We start from the raw sequence: 25,858 nt of genomic DNA, 5'->3' as shown, positions 1-25,858 counted from the left end.
GCGACAGGCAGGGCTGCCAAGGCCTCGGCAATGGTGGCCAGATGTGGCAGTTTAGCGCCTCACCAACTCTCTCAATTCACAGCGCGGACCTTCCTCGCGGATCACCGAGCGGCCCAATTCCCGCCACGCGCTTTCGTCCAGTTGCGGGAAAAAGGCATCGGCCTCCTCGATCTCCAGATCGACCTCGGTCAGAAGCAGACGGTCGGCCAGCGGCAACATCTCGGCATAGATGCTTTGCCCCCCGATGCCATAGACGCGCCGATAGCCCGAAGCATAGGCCAAAGCCACGGCCGCCTCGACGCTGCCCACAACATGCTCAGACAGCGAGGTATCACGGCTGACCACGATATTGAGTCTGTTCTTGAGCGGTTTGAACGGCAGGCTGTCCCAAGTGCGCCGCCCCATGATGATGGCCCCACCCGTGGTTTCGCGCTGGAACATGGCAAGATCTTCAGGCGCATGCCACGGGATGTCATTGCCCTTCCCGATGGCTCCGTTCTTGGCGCGCGCAACGATGAGGCTCAGCATTACACAGCCACCGGCGCTTTGATGGCGGGGTGCGGATCATAACCCTCGAAGATGAAATCCTCATAGCGGAAATCAAAGATCGAGCTTACATCCCGCGCCAATTTGAGTTGCGGCAAGGGCCGTGTCTCGCGGCTGAGTTGCAGCGCGACCTGATCCATATGATTGGAATAGATATGCGCATCCCCGATGGAATGCACAAATTCGCCCGGCTCATAGCCTGTGACATGGGCCAGCATCACGGCCAGAAGCGCATAGGACGCGATGTTGAAAGGCACACCAAGGAACATATCGGCCGAGCGCTGATAGAGTTGAAGGTTCAGCTTGCCGTCCAGAATGCGCACTTGCCACAATGTATGGCAAGGCGGCAGCGCCATCTGATCAACCTCTCCGGGGTTCCAAGCTGATACGATCAAGCGGCGGCTATCGGGTGTTTTGCGGATCGCCTCGATCAAAGTCGTGATCTGGTCGACCTCACCTATGATGACCTGCTCGCCTTCGCGGGTGATCTTGGGGAAATGACGCCATTGATGGCCATAGACAGGCCCCAGATCGCCATCCTCATCGGCCCATTCATTCCAGATCGAGACGCCGTTTTCCTTGAGATAGGCGATATTGGTATCGCCCGCGAGGAACCAGAGCAATTCATGCACAATGGATTTGAGATGCAGCTTCTTGGTCGTGACCAAGGGGAAGCCCTCGCTCAGGTCATAGCGACATTGCAGCCCGAAATAGGAGGTCGTGCCCGTGCCCGTGCGATCCGTCGAGGTCGCCCCTTTCTCAAGAACTGTGCGAAGCGCATCCAGATATTGCTGCATCAGGGGTCCTTTCGACCAATCTCGGGGGTGGCGACTCGGGCTATACCATATTTTGCCGCAAGACTTGGGACAACCACCATATACTGCAAGACTGCTCAGAAGAGACCAACGGGAAATTTACATCTCTTGGGGGTGTGCAAGCGGCAGCTTGGCGCTAGGCTGTTTTGAACGAAACGCAAAAGAGAGAGCGCCCAGATGGGATTGAAATACCTTCATACCATGGTCCGCGTGCAGGATCTGGATGCCAGCATCGCCTTTTTCACCCTTCTGGGCATGACCGAGACCCGCCGCCATGAAAGCGAAGGTGGCCGTTTCACATTGGTGTTCATGGCCCCGCCCGAAAACCCCGATTGCCCAGTTGAGCTGACCTATAACTGGGATGGGGATGAGGGGCTGCCCTCCGATAGCCGCCATTTCGGCCATCTCGCCTATGCGGTTGATGATATCTATGCCACCTGCCAGCATTTGATGGACAACGGCATCACCATCAACCGCCCCCCGCGTGACGGCCATATGGCTTTTATCCGCTCACCCGATAATATTTCGATCGAGTTATTGCAGGCGGGTGAGGCTTTGGCCCCTGCTGAGCCGTGGGCCTCCATGCCCAATACGGGCCATTGGTAAGGCGGCTCACCCGAGCCATATGTTTTGCCGGAGCGCTTGCCGCTCCGGCCCCTGCGCTTGCGCAAAACGAGCAATGCCGCCTAGCGCTGCTTTTGGCACTGGATGTATCGGCCTCGGTGGATGCCGATGAATATGCCCTTCAAATGCAAGGCCTTGCCTCGGCCTTGATTGACGAGCAGATCACACGCGCTTTTCTGGACGGGCCCGGCCCTGTTGCTCTCTCGATCTATGAATGGTCGGGCAGGTTCCAGCAGGACCTTCTGGTGGATTGGACGATGATCACGTCTCAAGCAGATCTGCTGGCCATTGCAGAACGGCTTGCCAATGCACAGCGTGGCTATTCCGATTTCCCCACCGCTATTGGCTATGCGCTTGGCTTTGCCGCCGAGCACTTCGCCTCGGCACCACCCTGCCTGTTCCAGACCCTTGATGTCTCGGGCGACGGGCAAAACAATGACGGCTTCCCACCCGCCTTGGCCTATGAGCATTTTCCTTTGGACAATGTAACCGTGAACGGGCTGGCCATCGGTGGGGCATCGCGCCAGATTCAGGAGTATTTCGCTGAAGAGATTATCCGAGGGCCTGGCGCATTTGTGGAATACGCGCCCAATCACCAAGCCTTCGAGCAGACCATGCGCCGCAAGCTAGAACGCGAATTGCGCGCGATGATCCTTGGCAGTCTGTCAGAGTGACGGCATGGCGTGGAACGCGCATCGGATTTTCGTATTTTTGGAAAGATGAAGACGGGCGCGATGCACTCAGACGGGCAGCAAAGCGGCCCCGATGCGGCGCCCTTCCCCAAGCAAGACGTTATATGTGCGCGCGGCTGAGGCCGAGGCCATGATCTCTACGCCGAGGCCGATACCTTCGAGGGCTTGGCGCAGATCGCTTGGGATATGGGCGATCTCAGGGCCTGTTCCAATGAGCAGCACGTCTATCTTGCCAATCGCTGCCAGAAGCGGGCCGCGATCCTCATAGCCCGCCCATTCGCTGACCGAGCCGGGCATTACGAGTGTTGGTCCTTGGATGACCTCGCCCCCGACGCGGAAAAAACCCGGGCCATAGCCGTCAATCGGGGTGCCTGTCTCGAAACTCACTTCCGTCAAACGCATGCGCGGATGTCCTTTATCCTCAATCCCAGATCGGAAGGCCCGAAAGCCCCGCCAAGCCGATCAAACCGAAGGCCAGCGCGCGATAAAATCTTGCGCGATGGGGCGCGAAAGCCCAAGCGCCGAGCCTTGTCCCGATAGCATAAGGCAAGAGCAGTATAATCCCAAGCCAAAGCGCGCGTTCACTCAAAAGACCCTGCACCCAAAGCTGCGGCAAAAAGCTCAGCGAGCTTATGGTGAGAAACACGGCCAGATTGGCGCGGGTGACCTCGACAGGTTGATCGGAGCCGAGGTTGAAAAGGATAACAGGGGGGCCGTTCAATCCTGTTGCTCCGCCGAAGATGCCCGAGAGGCCTCCGATACCGACCCTGAGGCCCCAGCCGCCCTTTGCGGGCACTTTCCAGCCGAAAATCAGAACCGCCAAGGTGATCAGGGTCAGGCAGGAGATGACCAAGCGGATGCTGTCAGCAGGCGCGATGCGCAACAGCGCGACCCCCATAGGGGTTGCCACAATGGCCGCGAGAAGCATGACGCCCACGACCTTTCGATCAGCCACGCGCCACGCGCCCGGCACGACTGTAACCAGAGAGGCCAGCGCCGAGAGAGAGAACGCGCCGATGGCCACCGCCGGAGGTAAGAAAATCGCTGATAGAGGCATGAAGATCAGGGCCGAGCCAAAGCCCGCAAAACCGTAAACCAGCCCTGCCAGAAGCGAGACCAAAGCGATCAGGGACAGCGCGGGCTCGGCCAGCGCTGCCAGCAGAGCCTCAGGCATCAATATTGGAGAATTGCGTGCCAGCCTTGTTGTCAGGCTTTGTCCAGTCACGCTTCACGCCGATCATCAGCACCACATTCTTGGCAACATAGATCGAGGAATAGGTGCCCACGATCACGCCCCAAGTAATGGCGAAGACAAAGCCGCGGATCACATCACCGCCCAAAACCAAAAGTGCGATCAGCGCCAACAGCGTGGTGCCCGATGTCATCAAGGTACGGCTCAGCGTTTCATTGGCCGAGATATTCATGACCTCTTGCAGATCACGCTTTTTGTATTTGATCAGGTTTTCGCGCAGGCGGTCGAAGATCACCACGGTGTCATTGATCGAATAGCCGATGATCGTCAGCAGGGCAGCGATGGTGGCCAGATCAAACCGGATTTGCAGCAAGCTGAACACGCCGATGGTCAGCACCACGTCATGGACCAAGGCCGCAACAGCCCCCACCGAGAACTGCCATTCGAACCGCAGCCAGATATAGATCAGGATCGCGACGAGAGAGGCCCCGACAGCCAGCATCGCCGTCATGATCAACTCGCCCGACACTTTCGGGCCCACGGACTCAACGGACGGAAAACTCAAGCCCGGGTCATAGGCAAGCAAGGCCTGTTCAATCGCGGCTATGGTTTCGGGGGTGACCGATTCAGCGCCCTCTTGCGCCTGGATGCGGATCATTCCGACATGTTGATCCGCCGCAAAAGTGGGGTCGAAAACTTCGGTGATCGAGATGTCGCCAAGACCCAATGGATCAAGCGCTGCGCGATATTCGGCAACATCCACTGCTTGGGAGGATTCCGTGCGGATCGTCGTGCCGCCCAGAAAATCGATGCCGAAATTCAGCCCCATCGAGAGCCAGACGGCAAGCGACAGGACCATCGCCACCACCGAGGCCCCGAAGGTCAGGCGGGCATATTTGAAGAAATTGATCGTCGTGTTGTCAGGAACCAGCTTCAAGCGCATCTCAGACCTCGATGGATTTTGGACGCGCCCGGTCAAACCAGGTCACGATCAGAAGACGGGTGACGTAAATCGCGGTGAAGACCGAAGTCAAAATCCCGATCCCCAAGGTGATGGAGAACCCGCGCACAGGGCCCGAGCCAAGCACGAAGAGGATCGTCGCGATGATGAAGGTTGTGATATTGGCATCCGTAATCGCCGAGAGCGCACGGGAATAGCCAAGCTCGATCGCGCGGGCGGGGCCGCGGGCGGTCTTGAGTTCCTCGCGGATACGCTCAAACACGAGCACATTGGCATCAACCGCCATACCGATTGTCAGAACGATCCCTGCAATACCGGGCAATGTGAGTGTAGCTCCGATCAGGCTGAGGATGCCGAAGATCAGCGCCACATTGAAGATCAGCGCGATATTGGCGAAGAGGCCGAACAACCCGTAGCTGGCAATCATGAAGACCAGCACAGCCGCAAAAGCGACAACCGCCGCGATGCGACCTGCCTCAATGCTATCGGCGCCCAATTCGGGGCCAATGGTGCGTTCCTCAAGAAAGGTCATTTCGGCGGGCAATGCGCCTGCGCGCAGCAATACCGCAAGCTCGGTTGAGCTTTCGACGGTGAAATTGCCGCTGATCTGGCCAGAGCCGCCTGTGATCGCCTGACGGATCGTGGGGGCCGAGATCACCTCGCCATCCAGCACAATCGCAAACGGCGCGCCGACATTGGCCGAGGTGTATTCACCAAACAGGCGCGCGCCATGGGTGTTGAAGCGGAAGGACACATTGGGCTGGCCGTTTTGCTGGTCAAATCCCGGCTGGCTGTCAACAAGATCATCCCCTGTCACAACGGGGGTTTCCTCGAGGATATAGAAGCTTTGCGGGTCTTCGATATCGGGCAGGATGATCTGGCGCAGCCCTGCGCCCTCGGCACTGTCGCTGCGACCGATCACGGGGTGGAAGGTCAGGCGCGCGGTGGTGCCGATGAGCTCTTTAAGCTCTTGTGCCGAGCCGATGCCAGGCACCTGAATAAGGATGCGATCTGTGCCTTGACGCTGGATCGTCGGCTCACGGGTTCCGGCCTCATCAACGCGGCGGCGCACGATCTCGACGGATTGCTGCATGGTGCGGTCATCGGTAGCTTGCTGCTCGGCCTCCGAGAGCGTCACGATCACGATATCACCCTGCCCCTGCACATCCAGCGTAGAGGAGCCGACCCCTGTCAGGCTGACCACAGGCTCGGCCAGTGTACGCACGGCGGCGACGGCCTCGCCCATGCCCTCCTGCTGGCTGATCTGGACACGCAATTCACCGGCGGGGGCGTCTTGGCGACGGATCGTTCCGACCGTCTCGCGTTCCTCGCGCAGCACATCGCGCACTTCAGGCCAGAGCGCATCCATCCGCGCGGTATAGACATCTTCGACCTCAACCTCGGCCAGCAGATGCGCACCACCCCGCAGATCAAGGCCTAGATTGACAAGGCTCGAGGGCAGGACGGACGGCCAAGCGGCTGCATCCGCATCAAGGGCCGCCGTGCTGGCCCCCGTTGCTTCGATCGCGGCCAGCGCATCATTGTGACGCTCGACCCGTTCATAGAACAGATTGGGCATTGCGAGCGCGACCCCAAGGGCCAGAAGCCCCCAGATCAGCACGCGGTTCCAGAGAGGGATTTGCAGCATAATGCACTCGCGGCCTTATCAGATCAGTTATTGGCGGGTTCGGTCTTGGAAATCACTTGAGTGATCGTCGAGCGCACAACACGTACATTGACGCCCGAAGAAATCTCGACCTCGACCTCAGTTTCATCCTTAACCTTGGTCACTTTGCCCAAAAGGCCGCCCGCAGTCACAACTTGGTCGCCACGACGCAGCGCCTCGACCATGGCCTGATGCTCTTTGGCTTTCTTTTGCTGGGGACGGATCAACAGCAGATACATGATTGCGAAAATCAGGATCAGGGGGAAGATTGATTCGAAGCCTTGCATAGGTTTTCCTCTTTTATGGCGCGCAGCCGAGGGGGCTTCCCTCAGGCCGAAATCGGCGGAACGTTAATTGCGGGTCCCATCGAAGGCAAGCCACGGACCTTACAGCCACAAACCCCGCCCCCAAAAGGTGTTCTGAGGCGATATGGGGCATGGCAGGCGGCTTGTCACCCCAATTCGGGGGCAAATTTTTTCCTCGCCCTTTGTAAGTTGTGCTTTTTTTTGGGGGGGGTGTGGGGGGAGGGCGATGGAATATCCACTTTGGTTCTGTGATCGAATGCTTGCTGGACCTGTCACGGGCATGCTCAAAGCCTCATGTCACACCCAGGTTGCAATTTCCGACCAAGTTCTCGCCAGTAACGGATTACGGCATATGCCTTGTTTGCCATAGTGCAAACTGACGTCCCCCTCGGCTCAATCCTAATTGGTGTGCGGCTCTATTGGGTTTGTGAATCTATTTGCTCGTAAAAGTGACTGAACTCAGAAATCGCCATGCTGGCTGCCTGATCGCCAAATAATTCCTTTAGCCAATCAAAAACCTCAAGGGCGCTCGGCCACGAAGACAGCCACTTAAAGTCATGATAATGCATGAAATATGGTTTAAATTCCGGAATGTAAGCTCTTGCCGAGATTGCATAATTAAATTCATCAGGGCATATGTTGTATTCTAATCCAAATCTCTTCAAGGTCACCGGCAAAGAGATTTGGTCAAGCCACGGTCTTTTTAATGCGACCGGACAATTGAAATCGATTTCGCGCGCGGTATCCAACCATAAATCCCCAAAGCCCTTATCAGGTTTTTTCAAAACGCCATCTTCAAATAGAACAAAACCTGCATTGAAATACGGTACAAATTCCACGCGCTTGCGGCGAGCCATCCTTATGGTTTCACTTGGGAAAGCAAGATCGAAGTGATCATAGACACGTTGCCACCGATCTGTGCCATACCCCCAGGTTGGTGTCCCTTCGGGCGCGACAGAAACAGCATTAGAGCGCTTTATCTGAGTTAGATCCAACTGCTTTGTACAAATTAGGTCGGTATCAAGAAAAGCGGACCATCGGCCTGCTCTATGCAATCGTGCAGCAAGAATCTTGTTGCCGTGAGGGTAAGGTTTTTTCCAAGTTTCCGGAGGGACATCGAACGTTACAAGTTCGATCTCTGCAAGAGAGAGGACTTCTCTTGTAACCGGCGACAGTCGGTCAAGGCTATCGCGGGGTACATATGCATAAATATTGAAACACCCCTCATTGTGTTTGTGCAAACTCGTCGCCAGAAGGATTGCCTGTGCTTCAAGCTTTCCAATGTCCACAATAAAGAATAGGTTGTCCTTGTTCCTATCAGTCATCGAAAGTCTTTCTGGATCATATCGCGAGGCATCAGTTCAAGATAGGATTCAGGCACTGACGCATCGAGCGTGCCGCGTCGAACCAGCTCATCCAAAGCGTAAATACAGACCGAATGGCTTTCGATAACCATCGACGACAAGATCGCGAGCGACAAGACCTTTTCCGTATTCCAATTCGCAATTGTATTGAGATCCCTAATGTAGGTCGCGTCCCCATCGACAAGCTGATCGGCCACTCGTTTATCTCGTATCTTTGCGCTTTGCGAGTTGTGGATAGCCATAGATTTGTTAAAATCGAACTTGTGTAGAACAAACCCATTTTGACGAAGAATACGGTCCACTTCACCAAACATAGGTTCGTTTTCGTAGAGAGAAAGATACCGGACTTCGGTCGTAACAAGAATGCATGAGGCAAGTGTATTGGATGCGCCTTGGAACACCGAATGCTCACCGCCCTGAATATCTATCTTCAAGTAATCACAAGCCTGTACTTCCTCGACATCATCTAGTCTTGAGGTGGACATTTCGACTTCTTCAGAAATATGGGGCCAATGAAACATACCCAAAAGGCGCATATTTATTGCATTTGGCAAGAACTGAGATGTGAGGCCAGGTGAGCGATATATCCGAAGCGTGATGTTCGTTCCGTTGCCAGCGGCTTTTTGAACATACGTCTCGAATTCTTTTCCTTCCGCTTGCAGCTTTTTGAATTGCGCCTGGTTTGGTTCAAAACCATAGACATGGCACAGCTCAGCATCAACTATGGACTGATAGTTGGGGCGATTGATGGGGCTCGCGCCAACGTCAACGACAGACACAGGTGGTGTTAATGACTGCCCATGGCTTTTCATTATTCTTCGAAAGAACTCCATCTTCGCAAAGTTAGACTCGTTTAATGACTGGTCCATTGTCTCAACAAAACCGTTTCGCAGTGTTCCCAGCGGCAGACTTGACTGGTCCAGACAATAGTTGCAAGCGCGATCCAAAAATTCACAACGCAACTATGGTTCAAGAGCAATGAATGAGATCCGCGCGACCCCTGATGCCTTTGACGTTGCGCCGTCCAAAGTTCCGCCTCACGCGCCCACGATCCGCTCCAGCTCTCCTTTAGTCGCAGCACCCAACACACACTTCCCAAACCAGCCCCTGAACCTAACCCCCTTCCCCCGCGTGCTCCAATATTGCATACCGCCCTCATCAAACCACTAAGCCGCAACCCGAGGCCCGACCCATGCATGATATCCGCGCGATCCGTGACACCCCTGATGCCTTTGACGCCGCTCTGGCGCGCCGTGGGCTATCGGCGCAATCGCCCGCGATCCTCGCCCTTGATGAGGCCCGCCGCGCCTGCATCCTTGCCGCCGAAACAGCGCAAGCCGATCGCAACGCCGCCTCCAAGCTTGTGGGCGCCGCCAAAGCCAAGGGGGACGAGGCCGAATTCGAACGGTTGCGCGCCCTCGTGGCCGAAAAGAAAGATGAAATCGCCCGCCTCGAAGAGGACGCCAAGGCCAAGGATGAGGAGTTGCGCAGCCTGCTCGCAGCCCTTCCCAATCTGCCCGCCGCCGATATCCCCGATGGCGCAGATGAAGACGACAATGTCGAGATCGGCCGCTGGGGCACGCCGCGCAGCTTCGATTTCACCCCGAAAGAGCATTACGAGTTGGCAGGCGTTGCCCCCAATATGGATTTTGAGACCGCGGCCAAACTCTCGGGTTCGCGCTTCGTGCTGCTTGGCGGGGCCATCGCCCGTATCCACCGCGCGCTGGCGCAATTCATGCTCGACACCCATGTCGACCAGAACGGGCTGACCGAAATGAACGCCCCCGTTCTTGTGCGCCCCGAAGCGATGCAAGGCACGGGGCAATTGCCGAAATTCGGCGAGGACAGCTATGAAACCACCAATGGCTGGTGGCTGATCCCCACCTCTGAGGTCTCCCTAACCAATATCGTCTCGGGCGAGATCGTCGAGGAACCCTCCCTGCCTTTGCGCTACACCGCCCATTCGCTCTGCTTCCGTTCCGAGGCAGGCTCGGCAGGCCGCGATACCGCAGGCATGTTGCGCCAGCATCAATTCGAAAAAGTCGAGATGGTCTCGGTCACCCACCCGGACACATCCGATGATGAGCAAAAACGCATGCTGCGCTGCGCCGAGGGCATCCTAGAGGCGCTTGGCATTCCCTATCGCACAGTGGTTCTTTGTGCAGGCGATATGGGCTTTGGCGCAGTGCGCACCTTTGATATCGAAGCATGGCTGCCCGGTCAGGACACCTATCGCGAGATCTCTTCGGTCTCCAATTGTGGCGCGTTTCAAGCCCGTCGGATGAATGCCCGCTTCCGCCCCGAGGGCGGCGGCAAGCCTGATTTCGTCCATACGCTGAACGGCTCGGGGCTGGCTGTGGGGCGCTGCCTGATTGCGGTGCTGGAAAACGGCCAACAGGCCGATGGGTCGGTTGACCTACCGCAAGTTCTGCACCCCTATCTGGGCGGCAAAACACAGCTTGACGCGGAGGGCGCCCTTGTCTGATTTCGCAACACCCAAAACCAAAGCGGCCCTCGTTCTTCTGACCAGCATCGCTTTCGCGATCTCACCCGTCTTCACAGCGCCCTTTACTGGCTTTGATCCTGCGTTTTTCACCACCACACTCGAGCGCCCGCCGGTCCAGCCCGCAGGCTACGCGTTCTCGATCTGGGGGCTGATCTATATCTGGCTCATCGCCGCCGCGGTTTTTGGTTGGCTCAAACGCCGCGAGGATGCAGGCTGGGATGCCACGCGCCTGCCGCTTCTGGTCAGCACAGGGATCGGCGCGACATGGATCGCGGTCGCCAATACCTCGCCAATCGCCGCGACCCTGTTGATCTTTGCCATGCTGATCACCGCGCTCATGGCCCTATTCCGCGCGCCGATTTCGGATAAATATTGGCTCCGCGCACCGCTTGGCCTTTATGCAGGCTGGCTCAGCGCGGCCAGCTTCGTGTCGCTGGCAACTATCCTCGCAGGCTATGGCATTTTCTCGCGCGAGGCCGCAGGCTGGCTCGGCCTTCTGGGCGCGCTGGCAGTTGCCGTCACCTTAGCCAATAACCTGCGCGCGCCAGGCTATGGGATCGCCGTGATCTGGGCACTGATCGGGATCATCGTGGCGCAATGGCAAAGCGATACGCTTCTGGCAGGTGCTGCAGCAGGTGGCGTTGTGGCTGTCCTGACCTATACCCTGCGCCCCCGCGCCGCGGCCTGATACAGCTTCTCTATCCCCCAAAATACTCAGGGGTAGGCGGCCCCGCCGCCGCAGGGGCAGCGCCCCTGTTCTGCTTGCCGTATCGCGGACCCTCCGTTAACACCTGTTGCAAGCAGCACAGATAGGAGCAGGCATGCGCATTCTCATCACCAATGACGACGGGATCAATGCACCGGGGCTCAAAGTGCTCGAAGCAATCGCCACTGAGGTCGCAGGCCCCAAGGGCGAAGTCTGGACGGTCGCGCCTGCATTCGAGCAATCGGGCGTTGGCCATTGCATCTCTTATGTGCACCCCACCATGATCGCGGAACTCGGCCCCCGCCGTTTTGCCGCCGAAGGCAGCCCCGCTGATTGCGTGATGGCTGGCCTGCATGATGTCCTCAAAGACAGCCCCCCTGACCTTATTCTTTCGGGCGTCAATAAAGGCAATAACGCCGCCGAAAACGTGCTTTACTCGGGCACGATCGGCGGCGCGATGGAGGCCGCTCTGCAGGGTCTTCCCGCCATTGCCCTGTCGCAATATTTCGGCCCCGATAACGCCCATCTCGATGATCCATTCGACGCCGCCGCAAAACATGGTGCCGAAATCGTACGCGCGCTGGTCGAGCAGGGCCATTGGGATCAAGAGGATTACCGCCTCTTTTACAACGTCAATTTCCCACCCGTGGCAGGTGCGGATGTCAAAGGCCGCCGCGTCACGCCTCAAGGGTTCCGCCGCGGCACGGGCTTCGGCATGGAGCCCCATATCGCCCCCAATGGCCGCCGCTTCCTCTGGATCAAAGGTGGCCCACAAAACATCCCGACCGAGCCTGGCACAGATGCCCATGCAAATCTCGAAGGCTATGTCTCGATCACGCCGATGCGGGCCGACCTTACAGCCCATGACAGCATCTCCGATCTGAAAGCCGCGCTGGAATGAGCCTCGACCCCGAGATGCAGATGCAATTTCTTTATGCCCTGCGCTCGAAAGGGGTAACGAATACCCGTGTCCTTGCCGCCATGGAAAAGGTGGATCGTGGTGCCTTTGTGCGCGGCCATTTCGCCGATCGGGCCTATGATGATATGCCCTTGCCGATTGCATCGGGCCAGACAATCTCACAACCCTCGGTTGTCGGCATGATGACCCAAGCGCTTGACGTGCAACCGCGCGATAAGGTGCTCGAAGTGGGAACAGGGTCGGGCTATCAGGCCGCCGTCCTGTCGCATCTGGCACGCCGCGTCTACACAATCGACAGGCACCGCAATCTCGTCCGCGAAGCGGAACGGCTGGTGCATGAACTTGGGTTGAGCAATGTTACTGTGATGTCGGGCGATGGCTGCTTCGGCATTCCCGAACAAGCTCCATTCGACCGGATCATTGTCACCGCCGCCGCCGAAGACCCGCCCGGACCGCTGATGGCGCAGTTGAAAATCGGCGGCACGATGGTGGTACCTGTCGGCCAGTCAGACTCGGTCCAGAGCCTGATCAAAGTGACCCGCAGCGAAAGCGGATATGACTATGACGAACTCATGCCTGTGCGCTTTGTGCCCCTGATGGAAGGTGTTGCAAGCGAATGAGCGCGCATCTCGCAAGCAGGGCTGGAAAACCCCTCTAATCTTGGTGTATGCTGCAGCTGCAAAGGCACAGGTCGATTTTCGACAAAATAATAATCAGTGCCGTTATTTGAGACACATGAGGATGAGCAGCCCATGACCCGCCGCAACCCGATGCTTCTGCTTGCTATTTGCACGCCCCTTCTCACTGCCTGCATCGGCGCAGGCGGACCGATTGATTTCGATTTCCGCGGCAATGCCATCTCGAATGCGAATGCGCCTGAAACGGCCGCACGCCCCGAACCTGATGCGCAAGGGCTGATCACCTATCCGAATTACCAAGTTGTCGTTGCCCGCAGCGGCGATACGGTCGGCACGGTTGCAACCCGTATCGGGATAGAGGGCGAGGAGCTTGCCCGCTTCAATGGCCGCACCGTCAATGACCCGATGCGCGGCGGTGAAGTGCTGGCCCTGCCCCGTCGTCTGGACCCCGCCGCAGGCACCACCGCAACCACCACCGATATCACCCAGATCGCCACAAGCGCGATTGATGCCGCAGAGGCCAGCGCGCCACCACAGACCATCGAGGTTCAAGATGGCCAAGAGCCCGTGCGCCACCGCGTCACCCGAGGTGAAACCGCCTATTCCGTTGCGCGGCTATATGGCGTCTCGGTGCGCGCCTTGGCCGATTGGAACGGGCTGGGGCCCGATCTGTCGGTGCGCGAAGGCCAATTCCTGATCATCCCGCTGGTCATCGAAGAGGCAAGCACGGCCCCAGATGCCGCCGCCCCTGGCGCCTCGGCGACGCCCGAGCCCCCTTCGGCCGCAACAGCCTTGCCAGAGCCCATTGCCACAGCCGCGGTCCCCGCCGCGACCTCAAATGAGACAACCGCCGCCCCTGCCCCGACACCTGCACCGGCAGCAACCCCATCCGCCTCAAGCAATGGGCAGCTGTTGCGCCCTGTCTCGGGGGATATTCTGCGGCCCTTCTCGGGATCAAATGAAGGCATTGATATCTCGGCGGCCACAGGCACCAATGTCAGCGCCGCCGCTGCGGGCGAGGTCGCGGCCATCACCCGCGATACCGATCAAATCCCGATCCTCGTGCTGCGCCACCCCGACAATATGCTGACGGTCTATGCCAATATCCAGAATATCCGTGTCAGCCGCGGCGACACGATCACCCGCGGCCAGACCGTCGCCGATGTTGGCCCGGGCGATCCGTCCTTCCTGCATTTTGAAGTGCGCCGCGGGTTTGAAGCCGTGGACCCAACCAACCTGTTTGAATAGAGGCGTCACTCCGCAGCTTTGAGCCGCGCCTCGCTTTCCTGTTCAGAATAGAGATAGTCCCGCGTCAACGGCACGGCCGTTTGGTCACGCGCCAATTGGTATTGGAACACGGTCTGCCCCGTATGCCGAAAGGCATATTCCGAGGCCTTCAGGTAATAGCGCCACATGCGGCAGAACCTGTCATCATAAAGGGCGAGAGCGTCACTTTGGCGGGTCATGAAGCGGTCATACCAATGCTTCAAGGTCTCGGCATAATGCAGCCGCCAAATCTCGATATCAGTGGCGCAGAGCCCCTCTTTTTCTACGGCCGCCGACATCTCAGACAAAGCAGGCACATATCCGCCTGGAAAGATATATTTCGTGATCCAAGGACTGGTCGTGCCAGGCGGGCCGCTGCGCCCGATTGTGTGGACAAGCGCTACGCCATTCTCTTTTAAACGCGCGTGGATATGTCTGAAATACTCACGGTAATGCGGGGCGCCCACATGCTCGAACATGCCGACCGAAACGACACGGTCGAATTGGCCCGTGACGGTTCTGTAATCGCGCAATTCAAACCTGACCTTATCGGACAGACCCATATCACGCGCCCGCGCGCTGGCGATCCGATGTTGCTCTGTCGATAGCGTTACACCAAGAACCTCAACCCCGTAATCGCGCGCCAGACTCAGGCTCAGCCCGCCCCAACCGCTGCCGATCTCCAGCACCTTCATTCCCGGCTGCAGAAGCAGTTTTCTGCCGATATGGCGCTTTTTCGCCTCCTGCGCTGCCTCAAGTCCCATATCGGGATGCCGAAAATACGCGCAGGAATATTGGCGGTCCTCATCAAGGAAAAGATCATAGAGCCGTGCATCAAGATCATAGTGATGGGCCACATTCGATCTTGCGCGCGAGATTGGGTTCCACTGATCAAACACACGCCTGAACCTGCGCCCTCTTAAGATCGCATTGCGCCACCACAGCCCTCTTGAGCGTGCGATATTGACCGCAACCAAAGCCATGAAACCATCAATATCATCGTCAACAATCTCCAAGGCACCGTCCATATAGGCCTCACCCAGAGCCAAATCCGTGCGCAAAACCAGGTTTTTCGGAAGATCCTCAGCCTGCAAACGGATCTGGACGGGCGCGTCGCCCTCGCCGTAAAGCCTTGCCTGCCCGTCGGGATAGACAACCCGCAAAGCGCCTTCAGTAATGAAGCTGCGAAACATCGCATCAAGGATCAGGGTCCACATGCCATACCTCATTGCTTGAGACAAAACGTGCCGGTTCCTGTCGGGCAGATTACTTCAAATTGCCAAAAAACTCAAAATACGGGAAAGCGTGGGCCCGCCTCAAGCTGCCACAGGCAGCCCTCACCGCGCCCATTTGCCTTCGGCGAGAGTATTTTGGGGATGAAGAATAGAGCGACGCGCTTTTAGCAAAAAATTCACCAAATTGCGCTGAACTCCGAGGGCGGTACAGGCGGGAGCGCCGATGACCGTGGATGGAGAAGGCCTCTGCCCCTCGGATTGTCCCGGGCAGAGGCTGGACCTTTCCGGCTTCTCTATCCCAAAAATACTCATCAACACCTGCCAAGCAGCGCTGTGGGTGGTCTTTTGGCGATTATCTCCCGCTCATCCCCTTGCGCCCCCACGCCCCATGTCTATAACGCATTCAATTTGCGCGCGAGGACATCTCTGCGCGCCCCAATTGCTGCCGCACCCGGGGGTCGAAATGCCAAAAAGAACCGATATCCAATCCATCATGATCATCGGAGCGGGGCCTATCGTTATCGGTCAGGCCTGCGAGTTCGATTATTCTGGCGCACAGGCCTGTAAGGCACTGCGCGAAGAAGGCTACCGTGTCATCCTCGTGAACTCGAACCCCGCGACAATCATGACCGATCCCGGCCTTGCCGATGCCACCTATATCGAGCCGATCACCCCTGAGGTCGTGGCCAAGATCATCGAGAAAGAACGCCCTGATGCGCTTTTGCCGACAATGGGCGGGCAGACGGGTCTTAATACCTCACTCGCACTTGAGGAAATGGGTGTGCTGAAGAAATTCGGCGTTGAGATGATCGGCGCAAAGCGCGATGCGATCGAGATGGCCGAGGATCGCAAGCTCTTCCGTGAAGCAATGGACCGGATCGGGCTGGAAAACCCCAAAGCGACCATCGTGACATCGCCCAAGCTCGAGAACGGCAAATACGACATCAAGGCCGGTATCGCCGAGGCATTGGACGCGCTGGAAGATATCGGTCTGCCCGCGATCATCCGTCCTGCCTTCACGCTTGGCGGCACCGGTGGTGGCGTGGCCTATAACCGCGACGACTATGAGCATTTCTGCCGCTCGGGCCTTGAGGCCTCGCCCATGTCGCAAATCCTGATCGATGAAAGCCTGCTTGGCTGGAAGGAATTCGAGATGGAGGTTGTCCGCGACAAGGCGGATAACGCGATCATCGTATGTGCGATTGAGAATGTGGACCCGATGGGGGTGCATACGGGCGACTCGATCACCGTGGCCCCTGCGCTGACGCTGACGGATAAAGAATACCAGATCATGCGCAATGGCTCGATCGCTGTTTTACGCGAGATTGGCGTCGAAACGGGCGGCTCCAATGTGCAATGGGCGATCAACCCTGCCGATGGCCGAATGGTCGTGATCGAGATGAACCCTAGGGTCTCCCGCTCCTCAGCGCTGGCCTCGAAAGCGACGGGTTTCCCGATCGCCAAGATCGCCGCGAAACTGGCCGTGGGCTATACGCTGGACGAGTTGGACAATGACATCACCAAGGTCACGCCTGCCAGCTTTGAGCCGACTATCGATTATGTCGTCACCAAAATTCCGCGCTTTGCTTTTGAGAAATTCCCTGGCTCCAAGCCGGAACTGACCACCGCCATGAAATCGGTGGGTGAGGCCATGGCCATCGGTCGGACCTTCCACGAATCGATGCAAAAAGCGCTGGCCTCGATGGAAACAGGGCTGACCGGTTTTGACGAGATCACCATTCCGGGTGCGCCTGAAAAGGCCGCCATCACCAAAGCCCTGAGCCAGCAGACACCAGACCGCATCCGCGTGATCGCGCAGGCCATGCGCCACGGTTTATCTGATGAAGATATTGCAGCCGTCACCAAATTCGACCCGTGGTTCCTTGCCCGCATCCGCGAGATCATCGAGACCGAAGAAGTCATCCGTGAAGCGGGGCTGCCAACCGATGAAGATGAGCTGCGCAAGCTGAAGATGATGGGCTTCTCAGATGCCCGCCTTGCCGCACTTACGGGCCGAAGCGAGGCCAGCATTCGCGCGGCCCGCGTGGCCCAAGGCGTGACAGCCGTTTTCAAGCGGATCGATACCTGCGCGGCGGAATTCGAAGCGCAAACGCCTTATATGTATTCAACCTATGAAGCCCCCGTGATGGGCGAGGTGGAATGCGAAGCGCGCCCCTCGGATGCCAAGAAGGTCGTCATTCTGGGTGGTGGTCCGAACCGTATCGGCCAAGGTATCGAATTTGATTATTGCTGCTGTCATGCCTGTTTCGCCCTGACCGATCAGGGCTATGAAACCATCATGATCAACTGCAACCCCGAGACTGTCTCGACCGATTATGACACCTCGGACCGCCTCTATTTCGAGCCGCTGACCTATGAGCATGTCATGGAGATTTTGCGCGCCGAGCAAGAGGCAGGCACATTGCATGGTGTGATCGTGCAATTCGGCGGGCAAACCCCGCTGAAACTGGCCAATGCGCTGCATGATGCAGGCATTCCGATCCTTGGCACCACGCCCGATGCCATCGATCTGGCCGAAGATCGTGAGCGCTTTCAGCAATTGGTCCAGCGGCTTGGCCTGAAACAGCCAGAAAACGCGATTGCCCATTCCGATACCGAAGCCAAAGCCGCCGCCGAGGCGCTTGGCTACCCGCTGGTGATCCGCCCCTCCTATGTTCTGGGGGGCCGTGCCATGGAGATCGTGCGCGATACAGCGCAACTCAATCGCTATATCGCCGAGGCTGTTGTGGTCTCTGGCGACAGCCCTGTTCTGCTCGACAGCTATCTCGATGGCGCGGTCGAAGTGGATGTCGATGCGCTTTGCGATGGCGAAGCGGTCCATGTCGCGGGCATCATGCAGCATATCGAAGAGGCGGGCGTGCATTCGGGCGATAGCGCCTGTTCGCTGCCACCCCATACCCTTTCGACCGAGACGCAGAACCGCATCATCGAGCAGACCGAGGCTTTGGCGAAAGCGCTGAATGTTGTCGGCCTGATGAATATCCAATTCGCCGTCAAAGGAGAGGATATCTACCTGATCGAGGTCAACCCGCGTGCTTCGCGCACCGTGCCTTTCGTGGCCAAGGCCACCGATAGTGCCATCGCCTCGATTGCCGCGCGTTTGATGGCGGGCGAAAAGCTTTCGGCTTTCCCCTTGGCCAAGCCGCATAAACAGGTTGATGATGACACCATCATTCCGATGGGGGATCCGCTATCGCTGGCTGATTTCCGCACCCCTTGGTTCAGCGTGAAAGAGGCCGTCTTGCCCTTCGCCCGCTTCCCCGGTGTCGATACCCTCTTGGGGCCAGAAATGCGCTCGACAGGCGAGGTTATGGGATGGGATCGCACCTTCCCGCGCGCCTTCCTGAAAGCGCAGCTTGGCGCAGGCACGCAATTGCCTGATAGCGGCACGGTATTCCTGTCGATCAAGGATGCGGACAAGACGGATCAACTGGTCGAGACTGCCCAGACCCTGACCGAGCTTGGCCTGACCATTCTTGCCACCTCCGGCACCGCGAAATTCCTTGAGGGCCACGGGATCGCATCGGATGTGGTGAATAAGGCCTATGAAGGCGGGCGCACCATTGTTGATATCATGAAGGATGGCATGGTCAGCCTTGTGCTGAACACCACCGAAGGCGCACAGGCTGTTGAGGATAGCCGTTCCATGCGCTCGGTCGCACTTTATGACAAAATCCCCTATTTCACCACGCTGGCTGCCAGCCATGCAGCCGCTTTGGCGATGAAAGCCTCCCGCGAGGGGGAATTGGGTGTGCGCTCGCTTCAGGGCTAAGACTTGATCAAGCAAACCACCTTGGGCCGTTACGGCGGCCCTTAGGTGTTTCGGAGCGAATGACGGATGGCTTTGGGTTCTTCGCTTTAAACGCGAAGCTTCAGGTTTCCGCCTCGAGGTGGAGCTTGATTTCCACCAGCACCTTTTGCAGCTCGACCGTTTCATGCAACAGCCGCTTGGCCTCATTATTCGAGATTTTGGCATCCTGAATGGCTTGGTGATATTCCGCCATCAATAGGGCAAAGCGCTGGCTCAACTCTACCACATGGCTGTTCACCCCACCGACGCTGCGCGGGCCTTGCGTGGGTTTGTCATGGCTCAGCGATATCCCGTTCAGCTCGGCCATTGCGCTGGTGACATGCGGATAGCTGGCAACCGCTTCCAGTTGAACGGCCGTATCAATTGGCATGAAACGGTTAACATGCTCGGATGCGTCAGAATAATACCGCCCCAAAGTCGCCTTGGACTTCCCCGTGACCTCGCAGGCCGTGGCATAGCCCACATCCTTGATCAGCGCCTCGGAATGTTTCTTCAGGTAATTTGTCACTCTATCGGTCATCTGATCTCTCCTGCATCCGACATGTAGCAGAACCTTTTTTGCCCATGCAGGTCAATGAAGCGCGGATAGATGCTTGCGAAACTGCCTTGGCTTGAGGCAAATGCAAAACATGGCAAAACTATACTTCAACTACTCGACCATGAATGCGGGCAAATCGACCCTGCTGCTTCAGGCATCCTATAACTATATCGAGCGCGGGATGCAGACCTATCTGTTGACCGCCAATTTTGATGATCGTGCAGGAACGGGCAGCATTGGAAGCCGCATTGGCATCAAGGCCGAGGCCGATACCTATACCCAAAGCGATGATCTTTTTGCCAAGATCAAAGCCCGTTTGGAGCAAGGCCCTTGTGCCTGTGTCTTGGTGGATGAAGCCCAATGGATGACCAAGGATCAGGTCTGGCAACTGGCCCGCGCCGTGGATGATCTGAACACGCCTGTGATGTGCTATGGCCTCCGCGTTGATTTTCAGGGAGAGCTGTTTCCAGGCTCTGCGGCATTGCTGGCGCTGGCCGATGAAATGCGTGAAGTGCGCACTATTTGCCATTGCGGCAAGAAGGCCACCATGGTGATCCGCACCGATGAGCATGGCAATGCCGTCACGCAAGGGGCGCAGATCGAAGTGGGGGGCAATGACCGCTATGTATCGCTCTGCCGCACCCACTGGCGCGAAGCCACAGGCGACCGCTAGGGCGCACGCCAGCTCTCCCCCTGCATTGAACAGAAAAAACCGCGCCCAGTTCACACGGGGTTGGGCAATTCCTGTCCCTCTTCAAAGGCGATGATATTGGCCAGCGCCAAGCGCCCCATATCCTCACGCACCTCTAAGGCGGCTGTGCCCAGATGCGGCAGGAGGGTGACATTTTCCATTCGGGTCAAAGCCTCAGGAAGCGCGGGCTCGAATTCATAAACATCAAGGCCAGCGCCACCGATCTGCCCTGCCTCCAAGGCGGCAACAAGGGCCTGTTCATCCACCACATCCCCGCGTGAGATATTAACCATGATCGCATGGGGCTGCATCGCGGCCAAAGCATCCTTGCTGAATAAATGATGGGTCTCAGCCCCGCCAGGTGTCGCCAGCACAACCACATCCGCCGCGCCGATCGCATCCAGAAGCTGCATCTGCTCGGCGGGAAACTCCATATCCTTGGCCGAGCGGTTGGCATAAACAATGCGGCAGCCAAAGCCGAAATGGCAGCGCCGCGCGATGGCCTGACCGATGCGGCCCATTCCGATCACACAAACCGTCTTGCCGCTGAGATGCAGGCCAAGCATCTGGGTCGGGTGCCAGCCCTCCCATTTGCCAGCCCGCACCATCCGCTCGCCCTCGCCAGCGCGGCGCGCGGTCATCAAGATCAGGGTCATAGCGATGTCAGCCGTGGCATCTGTCACAGCACCGGGCGTATTGGTTACGGCAACCCCGGCTTCGCGGGCGGCATCCACATCGATATGGTTATACCCGACCCCGAAATTCGCCAGCAGCTTGCAGCGTGGGTTTGGCGCGGCCTCAAAAGCGGTGGCGCGAAAGGCATCGCCCAAGGTCGGCAGGACCACGTCATAATCACGCAAACCCGCAACCGCTTCGTCATGATCCATAGGTTGGGTTGTTGAACGGGTCGTCACCTCGAACCGTGCTTCCGCCTTGGCCATCACGCTGTCAGGCAAGCGGCGGGAAATCAGCAATTTCATATCAGGCCATCCTTGCGCCATCGGGAACGGGTGTATCGGGCGCGATCAAAACAACCGCTCCCTTTTCATCGTGCAGTCCAAGCACCAAGGCCTCGGACATGAAAGGCCCGATCTGGCGGGGCGGGAAATTCACCACCCCCATCACCTGCCTGCCAATCAAATCCTCTGGGGTATAATGCGCCGTGATCTGGGCCGAGCTTTTCTTGACCCCGATCTCACCACCGTAATCAACCCAAAGCTTGATCGCTGGCTTGCGCGCCTCAGGGAAGGTTTCGGCGTGGGTCACTGTGCCCACACGGATATCGACCTTCATGAAGTCATCAAAGGAAATCATCGCTCAGCCTTTCAATTCACGAGACCGGTTGGCCGCCGCCCCGACAGTGCGACGGATCAAAGGGGCAAGCCCGCTGTCCTTATCCATCAAGACCTCAAGCCCCGCCTGCGTCGTGCCATTGGGCGAGGTGACATTGATGCGCAATTGCTCGGGCGTCTCGGGCGCATCTTCGGCCAAGGCGCCAGCCCCCGCGACGGTGGCTTTGGCCAATTGCATCGCCATATCCGCAGGCAAGCCTTCGGCGCGGGCGGCGGCGGCAAGCGCGTCAATCATATAAAAGATATAGGCAGGGCCGGAGCCAGACACGCCTGTAACCGCATCAATCTGGTCTTCATTGTCCAGTTGCACCACCTGACCGACCGCCTCCAGCAGGGAGGAGGCCAGTTCCAGATCAGAGGTGCTGGCCGCCACATTCCCGACAATCGCCGTGATCCCTTTGCCAACAGCCGCGGGCGTATTCGGCATGGAGCGGACCACGCGGCTATCCGCGCCAAGATGGTCTTCGAAAAAGGAAATCGGCGTGCCCGCCGCGACCGAGATAATCAGGCTTCCACCGCCGCCAAAACGGGCGATCTGGGGCAAAGCCTCGATCATCATTTGCGGCTTTACGGCCACCACGACCACGGCTGCATCATCAGGCGGGGCTTGGTTGATCTGCACGCCCTGTGCCAGCAGCCAATGCGATGGATAGGGGTCAATCACATGGACCGAGCTTGGCGCAAGACCCCGCCCCAACCAGCCCTGCAACATGGCCGATCCCATCTTGCCGCAGCCCAACATCACCAGACCGCGGCGTTTCACGTCGTCGAAATTCATCCTGCCTCCCGAGGGTTAACTCGGGCTCAGGTTAGGCGCGACCGTAGGTCTCTGCAATGGCGACCTGCATCGCTTGCTGCGGCGTCTCGTTGCCCCAGCATGCCAATTGGAAGGCAGGATAATAGCGCTCGGCGGCGAATACGGCTGTCTCGACCATGCATCCGATCTGCTCGGGGCTTGCCAATTGATCGCCCGCAAGGACCAGACCGTAACGATAGACCATCAAGCGCTGTTCGAGCCAATAGCTGAAAGCCCCCGCCCAACATTTGTCATTGGTCAGGTTCAGCACCTCATAGAGCTTTGGCAGGCTATCCTCGGGTGGCTCCATGTCGAAGGTGCAAATCATGCGCAGCGTTTCGTCATAGGAAGACCAAGCCAATGTGATGGAATAGGTGCGCCACTGACCTTCAATCGCCATGGCGATCTGGTCATCAGCGACACGATCAAAATCCCATTCATGGCGCGTGGCCAGATTTTCTACGATATCAATGGGATGGAGATCATCGACGTCAAGATATTCTTCGGATAGCGACATTGCCCAGGCCTCTTTGTTGGCAGCCGTGCGGGGCCTCGGTTATCGCTCCAAGACGCCCACCAATGGCTGGGTGCATCTACCATGGGTCGCCGGAACAGCCCGACCCCATACCAAATATGGTGATGCGACTTGAGCCACCTGTAAAGCGATATTTTGATGACGGCACTGCAAATCGTGTTTGAGGCGGTATCTGTCCACAAGATTTTGGGTGCTGTGCATTATTCTGCGGCGCTGTGAAAACTTATCCCCAAGCGCATAGGATTGTCGCCAAAGGATGGGTCGGCAGATCTGGACTGCAGAAACGAAAACGGGCGCCAAAGCGCCCGCCTATCCTCCGCTAAGGCGAAGATTATTTTTTAGGCTTGGTTTCCAGCGCGTCTAGACGGGCCTTCAAAGCCTCATTCTCTTCGCGGGCTTTTTGCGCCATGGCGCGCACTGCGTCGAATTCATCGCGGGTGACGAAATCACGATCGGCCAGCCAGCGATCCATCATGGATTTCATCGCGTTTTCGGCTTCATCCTTGGCACCTTGCGCCACGCCCATGGCGTTGGTCATCAATTGACCGATATCTTCCATGATTTTATTGCGGGTCTGCATCATGTGCTCCTCTTTTGCTGACCCTTATATGGGGTAGCTTTGCGCCTGCATCAAGGTTGACATCGCCGCATCCCCCAATCATCCAAGCGGTAAATCTTCATTCGGAGCGCCCATGAACACCGCGATCCCCTTTCCCGACCTCTCGCCCGAGATTTTCGCGATCTCGATAGGCGGGTTCGAGTTTGCGCTGCGGTGGTATGCGCTGGCCTATATTGCAGGCCTGCTGCTGGCATGGTGGCTGGTGGTCAGGCTGATGGCGCGGGCCGATCTGTGGCGCAACACCACCCCGCCCATGACCAAGGAACAGGTCGAGTCGCTTCTGACTTGGATGATCCTTGGGGTGATCTTGGGGGGGCGGCTTGGCTTTGTGCTGTTTTATCAGCCCGCCTATTACCTGCAAAACCCAATCGATATCCTGAAGGTCTGGCAAGGCGGCATGGCCTTTCACGGCGGCCTATTGGGCGTTGTCGTCGCGGGATACGGCTTTGCGCGGCTCAATAATATCCCCGCGCTCAGCCTTGGGGATGCCGTGGCCATGTCAGCCGCACCGGGGCTGTTTTTTGGCCGTATCGCCAATTTCATCAATGCCGAATTATGGGGCCGCCCCACGGATATGCCATGGGGTGTGATCTTCCCCGGAGAGGCCGCCCAAACCTGCCCCGGCCCTGAGGGCTTGATCGAGCGGGCTTGGCAAACGCTCTGCGCACGTCACCCGTCACAACTCTATGAGGCCGCCCTTGAGGGTCTGATCCTTTTTGCGATTCTGCTTTGGCTGGTCTATCGCCGTGGTTGGCTGAAAATTCCGGGCCAGACCATAGGGCTGTTCTTTGCAGGCTATGGGCTGTCGCGGTTCATCGTCGAATATTTCCGCCAACCCGATCTGCAATTCTTTGAAAACCATCCCCGCGGCTATGCAATCTGGATGAGTGACACAGTTGGATTGACCATGGGGCAAATTCTGTCGCTGCCGATGCTGCTGCTGGGGATTGCGCTGATTATCTATGTCAGACGGGCGGCGCGATGACGGCGCTTAAGGAGTCCTTGCTGCGGCGGATCGAACAGTCTGGCCCGCTGAATGTCGCTGAATATATGGCCGAGTGCCTGCTGCATCCGAAGCATGGCTATTACACAACGCAAAGCTCGGTCGGGGCTGAGGGCGATTTCATCACTGCGCCCGAGATTTCCCAGATGTTTGGCGAGGTGATCGGGCTGTGGTTGGCGCAAGTCTGGCTGGACCAAGGCGCGCCCAAGCCCTTTTATCTAGCCGAGCTTGGCCCGGGTCGTGGCACCTTGATGGCGGATATTTTGCGCGCTACGGCAGCTGTACAGGGCTTCCATGATGCGATGCAGCTTCATTTGGTAGAGGCCTCACCAATTTTGCAAAAGGCCCAAAGTGACGCTTTGCAGGGGCATGACATCACCCATCACCTATCCGTCGCCGATTTGCCCGAAGGCCCGCTGTTCCTTGTCGCTAACGAGTTCTTCGATGCCCTGCCCATTCGGCAATTCCAGCGCAGCGGGAACGCATGGCGCGAGCGTCTGATTGGCGCGAAAGACGGGGCGCTGCATTGGGGCCTTGGCCCTGAAGGCGCCATCCCGCCCCTACAGCACCGCCTTGCCGACACGGAAGAGGGGCAGATCATCGAGCTCAACCCCGCCTCCGAGGCGATCGCAGAAGATATCGGGCGCAGGATTGCCGACCATGGTGGCGCGGGTTTGATCATCGATTATGGAGATGCGCTGAGCCGCGAAAACACCTTTCAGGCTGTTAAAACCCATGCCTATACCAACCCGCTGGAAGAGCCGGGTCTTGTTGATCTGACCGCCCATGTAGCCTTCGGGCCTTTGGCACAGGCCGCACAGCCCGCGCGGGCCTCGAAGCTCACAGCGCAGGGCGTGTTTCTGGAACGTCTCGGCATCACGCAACGCGCGCAAACGCTGGCCGCGGCCCTAAGCGGCGAGGCCCTGAATACCCATATCGCCGCACATAGGCGGTTGACCCATCCCGAAGAAATGGGGAACCTGTTTAAAGTGCTCGCCCTGACGCCAGCCTCCGCTCCCCTGCCCCCTGCCCTAGACGTGTAGCGAGACCATGTGCC

Annotated in this window: 27 protein-coding genes; 11 read left to right on the top strand and 16 right to left on the bottom strand. The window is 57.9% G+C overall.

The genetic code is table 11. The annotated features are described in order from the left end of the window. Positions 1-51: 51 nt before the first annotated feature. Positions 52-528, bottom strand: coding sequence for a dihydrofolate reductase (locus ACTYEO_RS02125; protein ID WP_449322055.1), 477 nt, complete (start codon positions 526-528; stop codon positions 52-54). Next, positions 528-1,343, bottom strand: coding sequence for a thymidylate synthase (locus ACTYEO_RS02120; RefSeq protein WP_449322054.1), 816 nt, complete (start codon positions 1,341-1,343; stop codon positions 528-530). The genes ACTYEO_RS02125 and ACTYEO_RS02120 overlap by 1 nt, the downstream gene beginning before the upstream one ends. A 195-nt stretch (positions 1,344-1,538) precedes the next feature. On the opposite strand from ACTYEO_RS02120, the gene ACTYEO_RS02115 reads away from it, so the two are divergent. Next, entirely contained in the window at positions 1,539-1,967 is a 429-nt protein-coding gene (locus tag ACTYEO_RS02115) for a VOC family protein (protein WP_449322053.1), read from the top strand. Continuing rightward, a complete protein-coding gene (locus ACTYEO_RS02110) occupies positions 1,934-2,659 on the top strand; it encodes a DUF1194 domain-containing protein (protein WP_449322052.1) in 726 nt (241 codons plus the stop codon). Before ACTYEO_RS02115 ends, ACTYEO_RS02110 begins: the two co-directional genes overlap by 34 nt. Positions 2,660-2,725: 66 nt before the next feature. Here ACTYEO_RS02110 and ACTYEO_RS02105 read toward each other — a convergent pair whose 3' ends face one another. From ACTYEO_RS02105 to ACTYEO_RS02075, 7 genes are all read right to left on the bottom strand, one after another. Continuing rightward, positions 2,726-3,079: an Mth938-like domain-containing protein gene (locus tag ACTYEO_RS02105; RefSeq protein ID WP_449322051.1), complete on the bottom strand. Its 354-nt coding sequence runs from the start codon at positions 3,077-3,079 to the stop codon at positions 2,726-2,728. A 19-nt stretch (positions 3,080-3,098) separates the two neighbouring features. After that, the gene (locus ACTYEO_RS02100; protein WP_449322050.1) at positions 3,099-3,851 is read right to left on the bottom strand and encodes a sulfite exporter TauE/SafE family protein; all 753 of its coding nucleotides are present in this window, start codon (positions 3,849-3,851) and stop codon (positions 3,099-3,101) included. After that, the gene (gene secF, locus ACTYEO_RS02095) at positions 3,844-4,812 is read right to left on the bottom strand and encodes a protein translocase subunit SecF (protein ID WP_449322049.1); all 969 of its coding nucleotides are present in this window, start codon (positions 4,810-4,812) and stop codon (positions 3,844-3,846) included. The genes ACTYEO_RS02100 and secF overlap by 8 nt, the downstream gene beginning before the upstream one ends. Position 4,813: 1 nt before the next feature. Beyond that, positions 4,814-6,478 (bottom strand): protein translocase subunit SecD, encoded by a 1,665-nt coding sequence (gene secD, locus ACTYEO_RS02090; RefSeq protein ID WP_449322048.1) that lies wholly within the window; start codon positions 6,476-6,478, stop codon positions 4,814-4,816. A 23-nt stretch (positions 6,479-6,501) separates the two neighbouring features. Next, entirely contained in the window at positions 6,502-6,783 is a 282-nt protein-coding gene (yajC, locus tag ACTYEO_RS02085; RefSeq protein WP_449322047.1) for a preprotein translocase subunit YajC, read from the bottom strand. 434 nt (positions 6,784-7,217) lie between these two features. Continuing rightward, a complete protein-coding gene (locus tag ACTYEO_RS02080) occupies positions 7,218-8,126 on the bottom strand; it encodes a hypothetical protein (protein ID WP_449322046.1) in 909 nt (302 codons plus the stop codon). Then, positions 8,123-9,034 (bottom strand): FkbM family methyltransferase, encoded by a 912-nt coding sequence (locus ACTYEO_RS02075; RefSeq protein ID WP_449322045.1) that lies wholly within the window; start codon positions 9,032-9,034, stop codon positions 8,123-8,125. The genes ACTYEO_RS02080 and ACTYEO_RS02075 overlap by 4 nt, the downstream gene beginning before the upstream one ends. A gap of 323 nt (positions 9,035-9,357) precedes the next feature. On the opposite strand from ACTYEO_RS02075, the gene serS reads away from it, so the two are divergent. From serS to ACTYEO_RS02050, 5 genes are all read left to right on the top strand, one after another. Continuing rightward, a complete protein-coding gene (serS, locus tag ACTYEO_RS02070) occupies positions 9,358-10,650 on the top strand; it encodes a serine--tRNA ligase (RefSeq protein ID WP_449322044.1) in 1,293 nt (430 codons plus the stop codon). Further along, positions 10,643-11,359 (top strand): hypothetical protein, encoded by a 717-nt coding sequence (locus ACTYEO_RS02065; RefSeq protein WP_449322043.1) that lies wholly within the window; start codon positions 10,643-10,645, stop codon positions 11,357-11,359. Before serS ends, ACTYEO_RS02065 begins: the two co-directional genes overlap by 8 nt. A gap of 133 nt (positions 11,360-11,492) precedes the next feature. Beyond that, positions 11,493-12,278: a 5'/3'-nucleotidase SurE gene (surE, locus tag ACTYEO_RS02060; RefSeq protein ID WP_449322042.1), complete on the top strand. Its 786-nt coding sequence runs from the start codon at positions 11,493-11,495 to the stop codon at positions 12,276-12,278. Next, on the top strand, positions 12,275-12,916 hold the full coding sequence (locus tag ACTYEO_RS02055; protein ID WP_449322041.1) for a protein-L-isoaspartate(D-aspartate) O-methyltransferase: 642 nt from the start codon (positions 12,275-12,277) through the stop codon (positions 12,914-12,916). The genes surE and ACTYEO_RS02055 overlap by 4 nt, the downstream gene beginning before the upstream one ends. 132 nt (positions 12,917-13,048) lie before the next feature. After that, on the top strand, positions 13,049-14,182 hold the full coding sequence (locus ACTYEO_RS02050; protein ID WP_449322040.1) for a peptidoglycan DD-metalloendopeptidase family protein: 1,134 nt from the start codon (positions 13,049-13,051) through the stop codon (positions 14,180-14,182). 5 nt (positions 14,183-14,187) lie between these two features. Here ACTYEO_RS02050 and ACTYEO_RS02045 read toward each other — a convergent pair whose 3' ends face one another. Next, complete coding sequence (locus tag ACTYEO_RS02045; RefSeq protein WP_449322039.1) at positions 14,188-15,417, bottom strand: class I SAM-dependent methyltransferase; 1,230 nt, start codon at positions 15,415-15,417, stop codon at positions 14,188-14,190. A gap of 481 nt (positions 15,418-15,898) precedes the next feature. Between ACTYEO_RS02045 and carB the strand changes: the two genes are divergently transcribed. Next, positions 15,899-19,228 (top strand): carbamoyl-phosphate synthase large subunit, encoded by a 3,330-nt coding sequence (carB, locus tag ACTYEO_RS02040; RefSeq protein ID WP_449322038.1) that lies wholly within the window; start codon positions 15,899-15,901, stop codon positions 19,226-19,228. 100 nt (positions 19,229-19,328) lie between these two features. Here the strand turns inward: carB and ACTYEO_RS02035 are convergent, their stop codons facing one another. Continuing rightward, on the bottom strand, positions 19,329-19,787 hold the full coding sequence (locus ACTYEO_RS02035; protein ID WP_449322037.1) for a hypothetical protein: 459 nt from the start codon (positions 19,785-19,787) through the stop codon (positions 19,329-19,331). A 109-nt stretch (positions 19,788-19,896) separates the two neighbouring features. Here ACTYEO_RS02035 and ACTYEO_RS02030 point away from each other — a divergent pair, with 109 nt between their 5' ends. Then, entirely contained in the window at positions 19,897-20,478 is a 582-nt protein-coding gene (locus ACTYEO_RS02030; RefSeq protein ID WP_449322036.1) for a thymidine kinase, read from the top strand. Positions 20,479-20,528: 50 nt separating this feature from the next. On the opposite strand, the gene ACTYEO_RS02025 is transcribed toward ACTYEO_RS02030, so the two are convergent. From ACTYEO_RS02025 to ACTYEO_RS02005, 5 genes are all read right to left on the bottom strand, one after another. Then, the gene (locus ACTYEO_RS02025; RefSeq protein ID WP_449322035.1) at positions 20,529-21,476 is read right to left on the bottom strand and encodes a 2-hydroxyacid dehydrogenase; all 948 of its coding nucleotides are present in this window, start codon (positions 21,474-21,476) and stop codon (positions 20,529-20,531) included. A gap of 1 nt (position 21,477) precedes the next feature. Beyond that, on the bottom strand, positions 21,478-21,810 hold the full coding sequence (locus ACTYEO_RS02020; protein WP_449322034.1) for a tRNA-binding protein: 333 nt from the start codon (positions 21,808-21,810) through the stop codon (positions 21,478-21,480). 3 nt (positions 21,811-21,813) lie between these two features. Next, positions 21,814-22,626, bottom strand: coding sequence for a pyrroline-5-carboxylate reductase (gene proC / locus ACTYEO_RS02015; RefSeq protein ID WP_449322033.1), 813 nt, complete (start codon positions 22,624-22,626; stop codon positions 21,814-21,816). A 31-nt stretch (positions 22,627-22,657) separates the two neighbouring features. Further along, entirely contained in the window at positions 22,658-23,161 is a 504-nt protein-coding gene (locus ACTYEO_RS02010; protein ID WP_449322032.1) for a YbjN domain-containing protein, read from the bottom strand. Positions 23,162-23,510: 349 nt separating this feature from the next. Next, positions 23,511-23,759 carry an accessory factor UbiK family protein gene (locus ACTYEO_RS02005; protein ID WP_449322221.1) on the bottom strand — a complete coding sequence of 83 codons (249 nt, stop codon included), beginning with the start codon at positions 23,757-23,759 and terminating at the stop codon, positions 23,511-23,513. A 112-nt stretch (positions 23,760-23,871) separates the two neighbouring features. Between ACTYEO_RS02005 and lgt the strand changes: the two genes are divergently transcribed. Next, positions 23,872-24,783 carry a prolipoprotein diacylglyceryl transferase gene (gene lgt, locus ACTYEO_RS02000; RefSeq protein WP_449322031.1) on the top strand — a complete coding sequence of 304 codons (912 nt, stop codon included), beginning with the start codon at positions 23,872-23,874 and terminating at the stop codon, positions 24,781-24,783. Beyond that, on the top strand, positions 24,780-25,844 hold the full coding sequence (locus tag ACTYEO_RS01995; RefSeq protein WP_449322030.1) for a class I SAM-dependent methyltransferase: 1,065 nt from the start codon (positions 24,780-24,782) through the stop codon (positions 25,842-25,844). Before lgt ends, ACTYEO_RS01995 begins: the two co-directional genes overlap by 4 nt. The last annotated feature ends 14 nt before the right edge of the window (positions 25,845-25,858 follow it).

This window comes from Rhodophyticola sp. SM2404 (assembly GCF_053570515.1).
The sequence above is the reverse complement of the archived record's forward strand: the minus strand, read 5'-3'. Positions and strand labels throughout refer to the sequence as shown.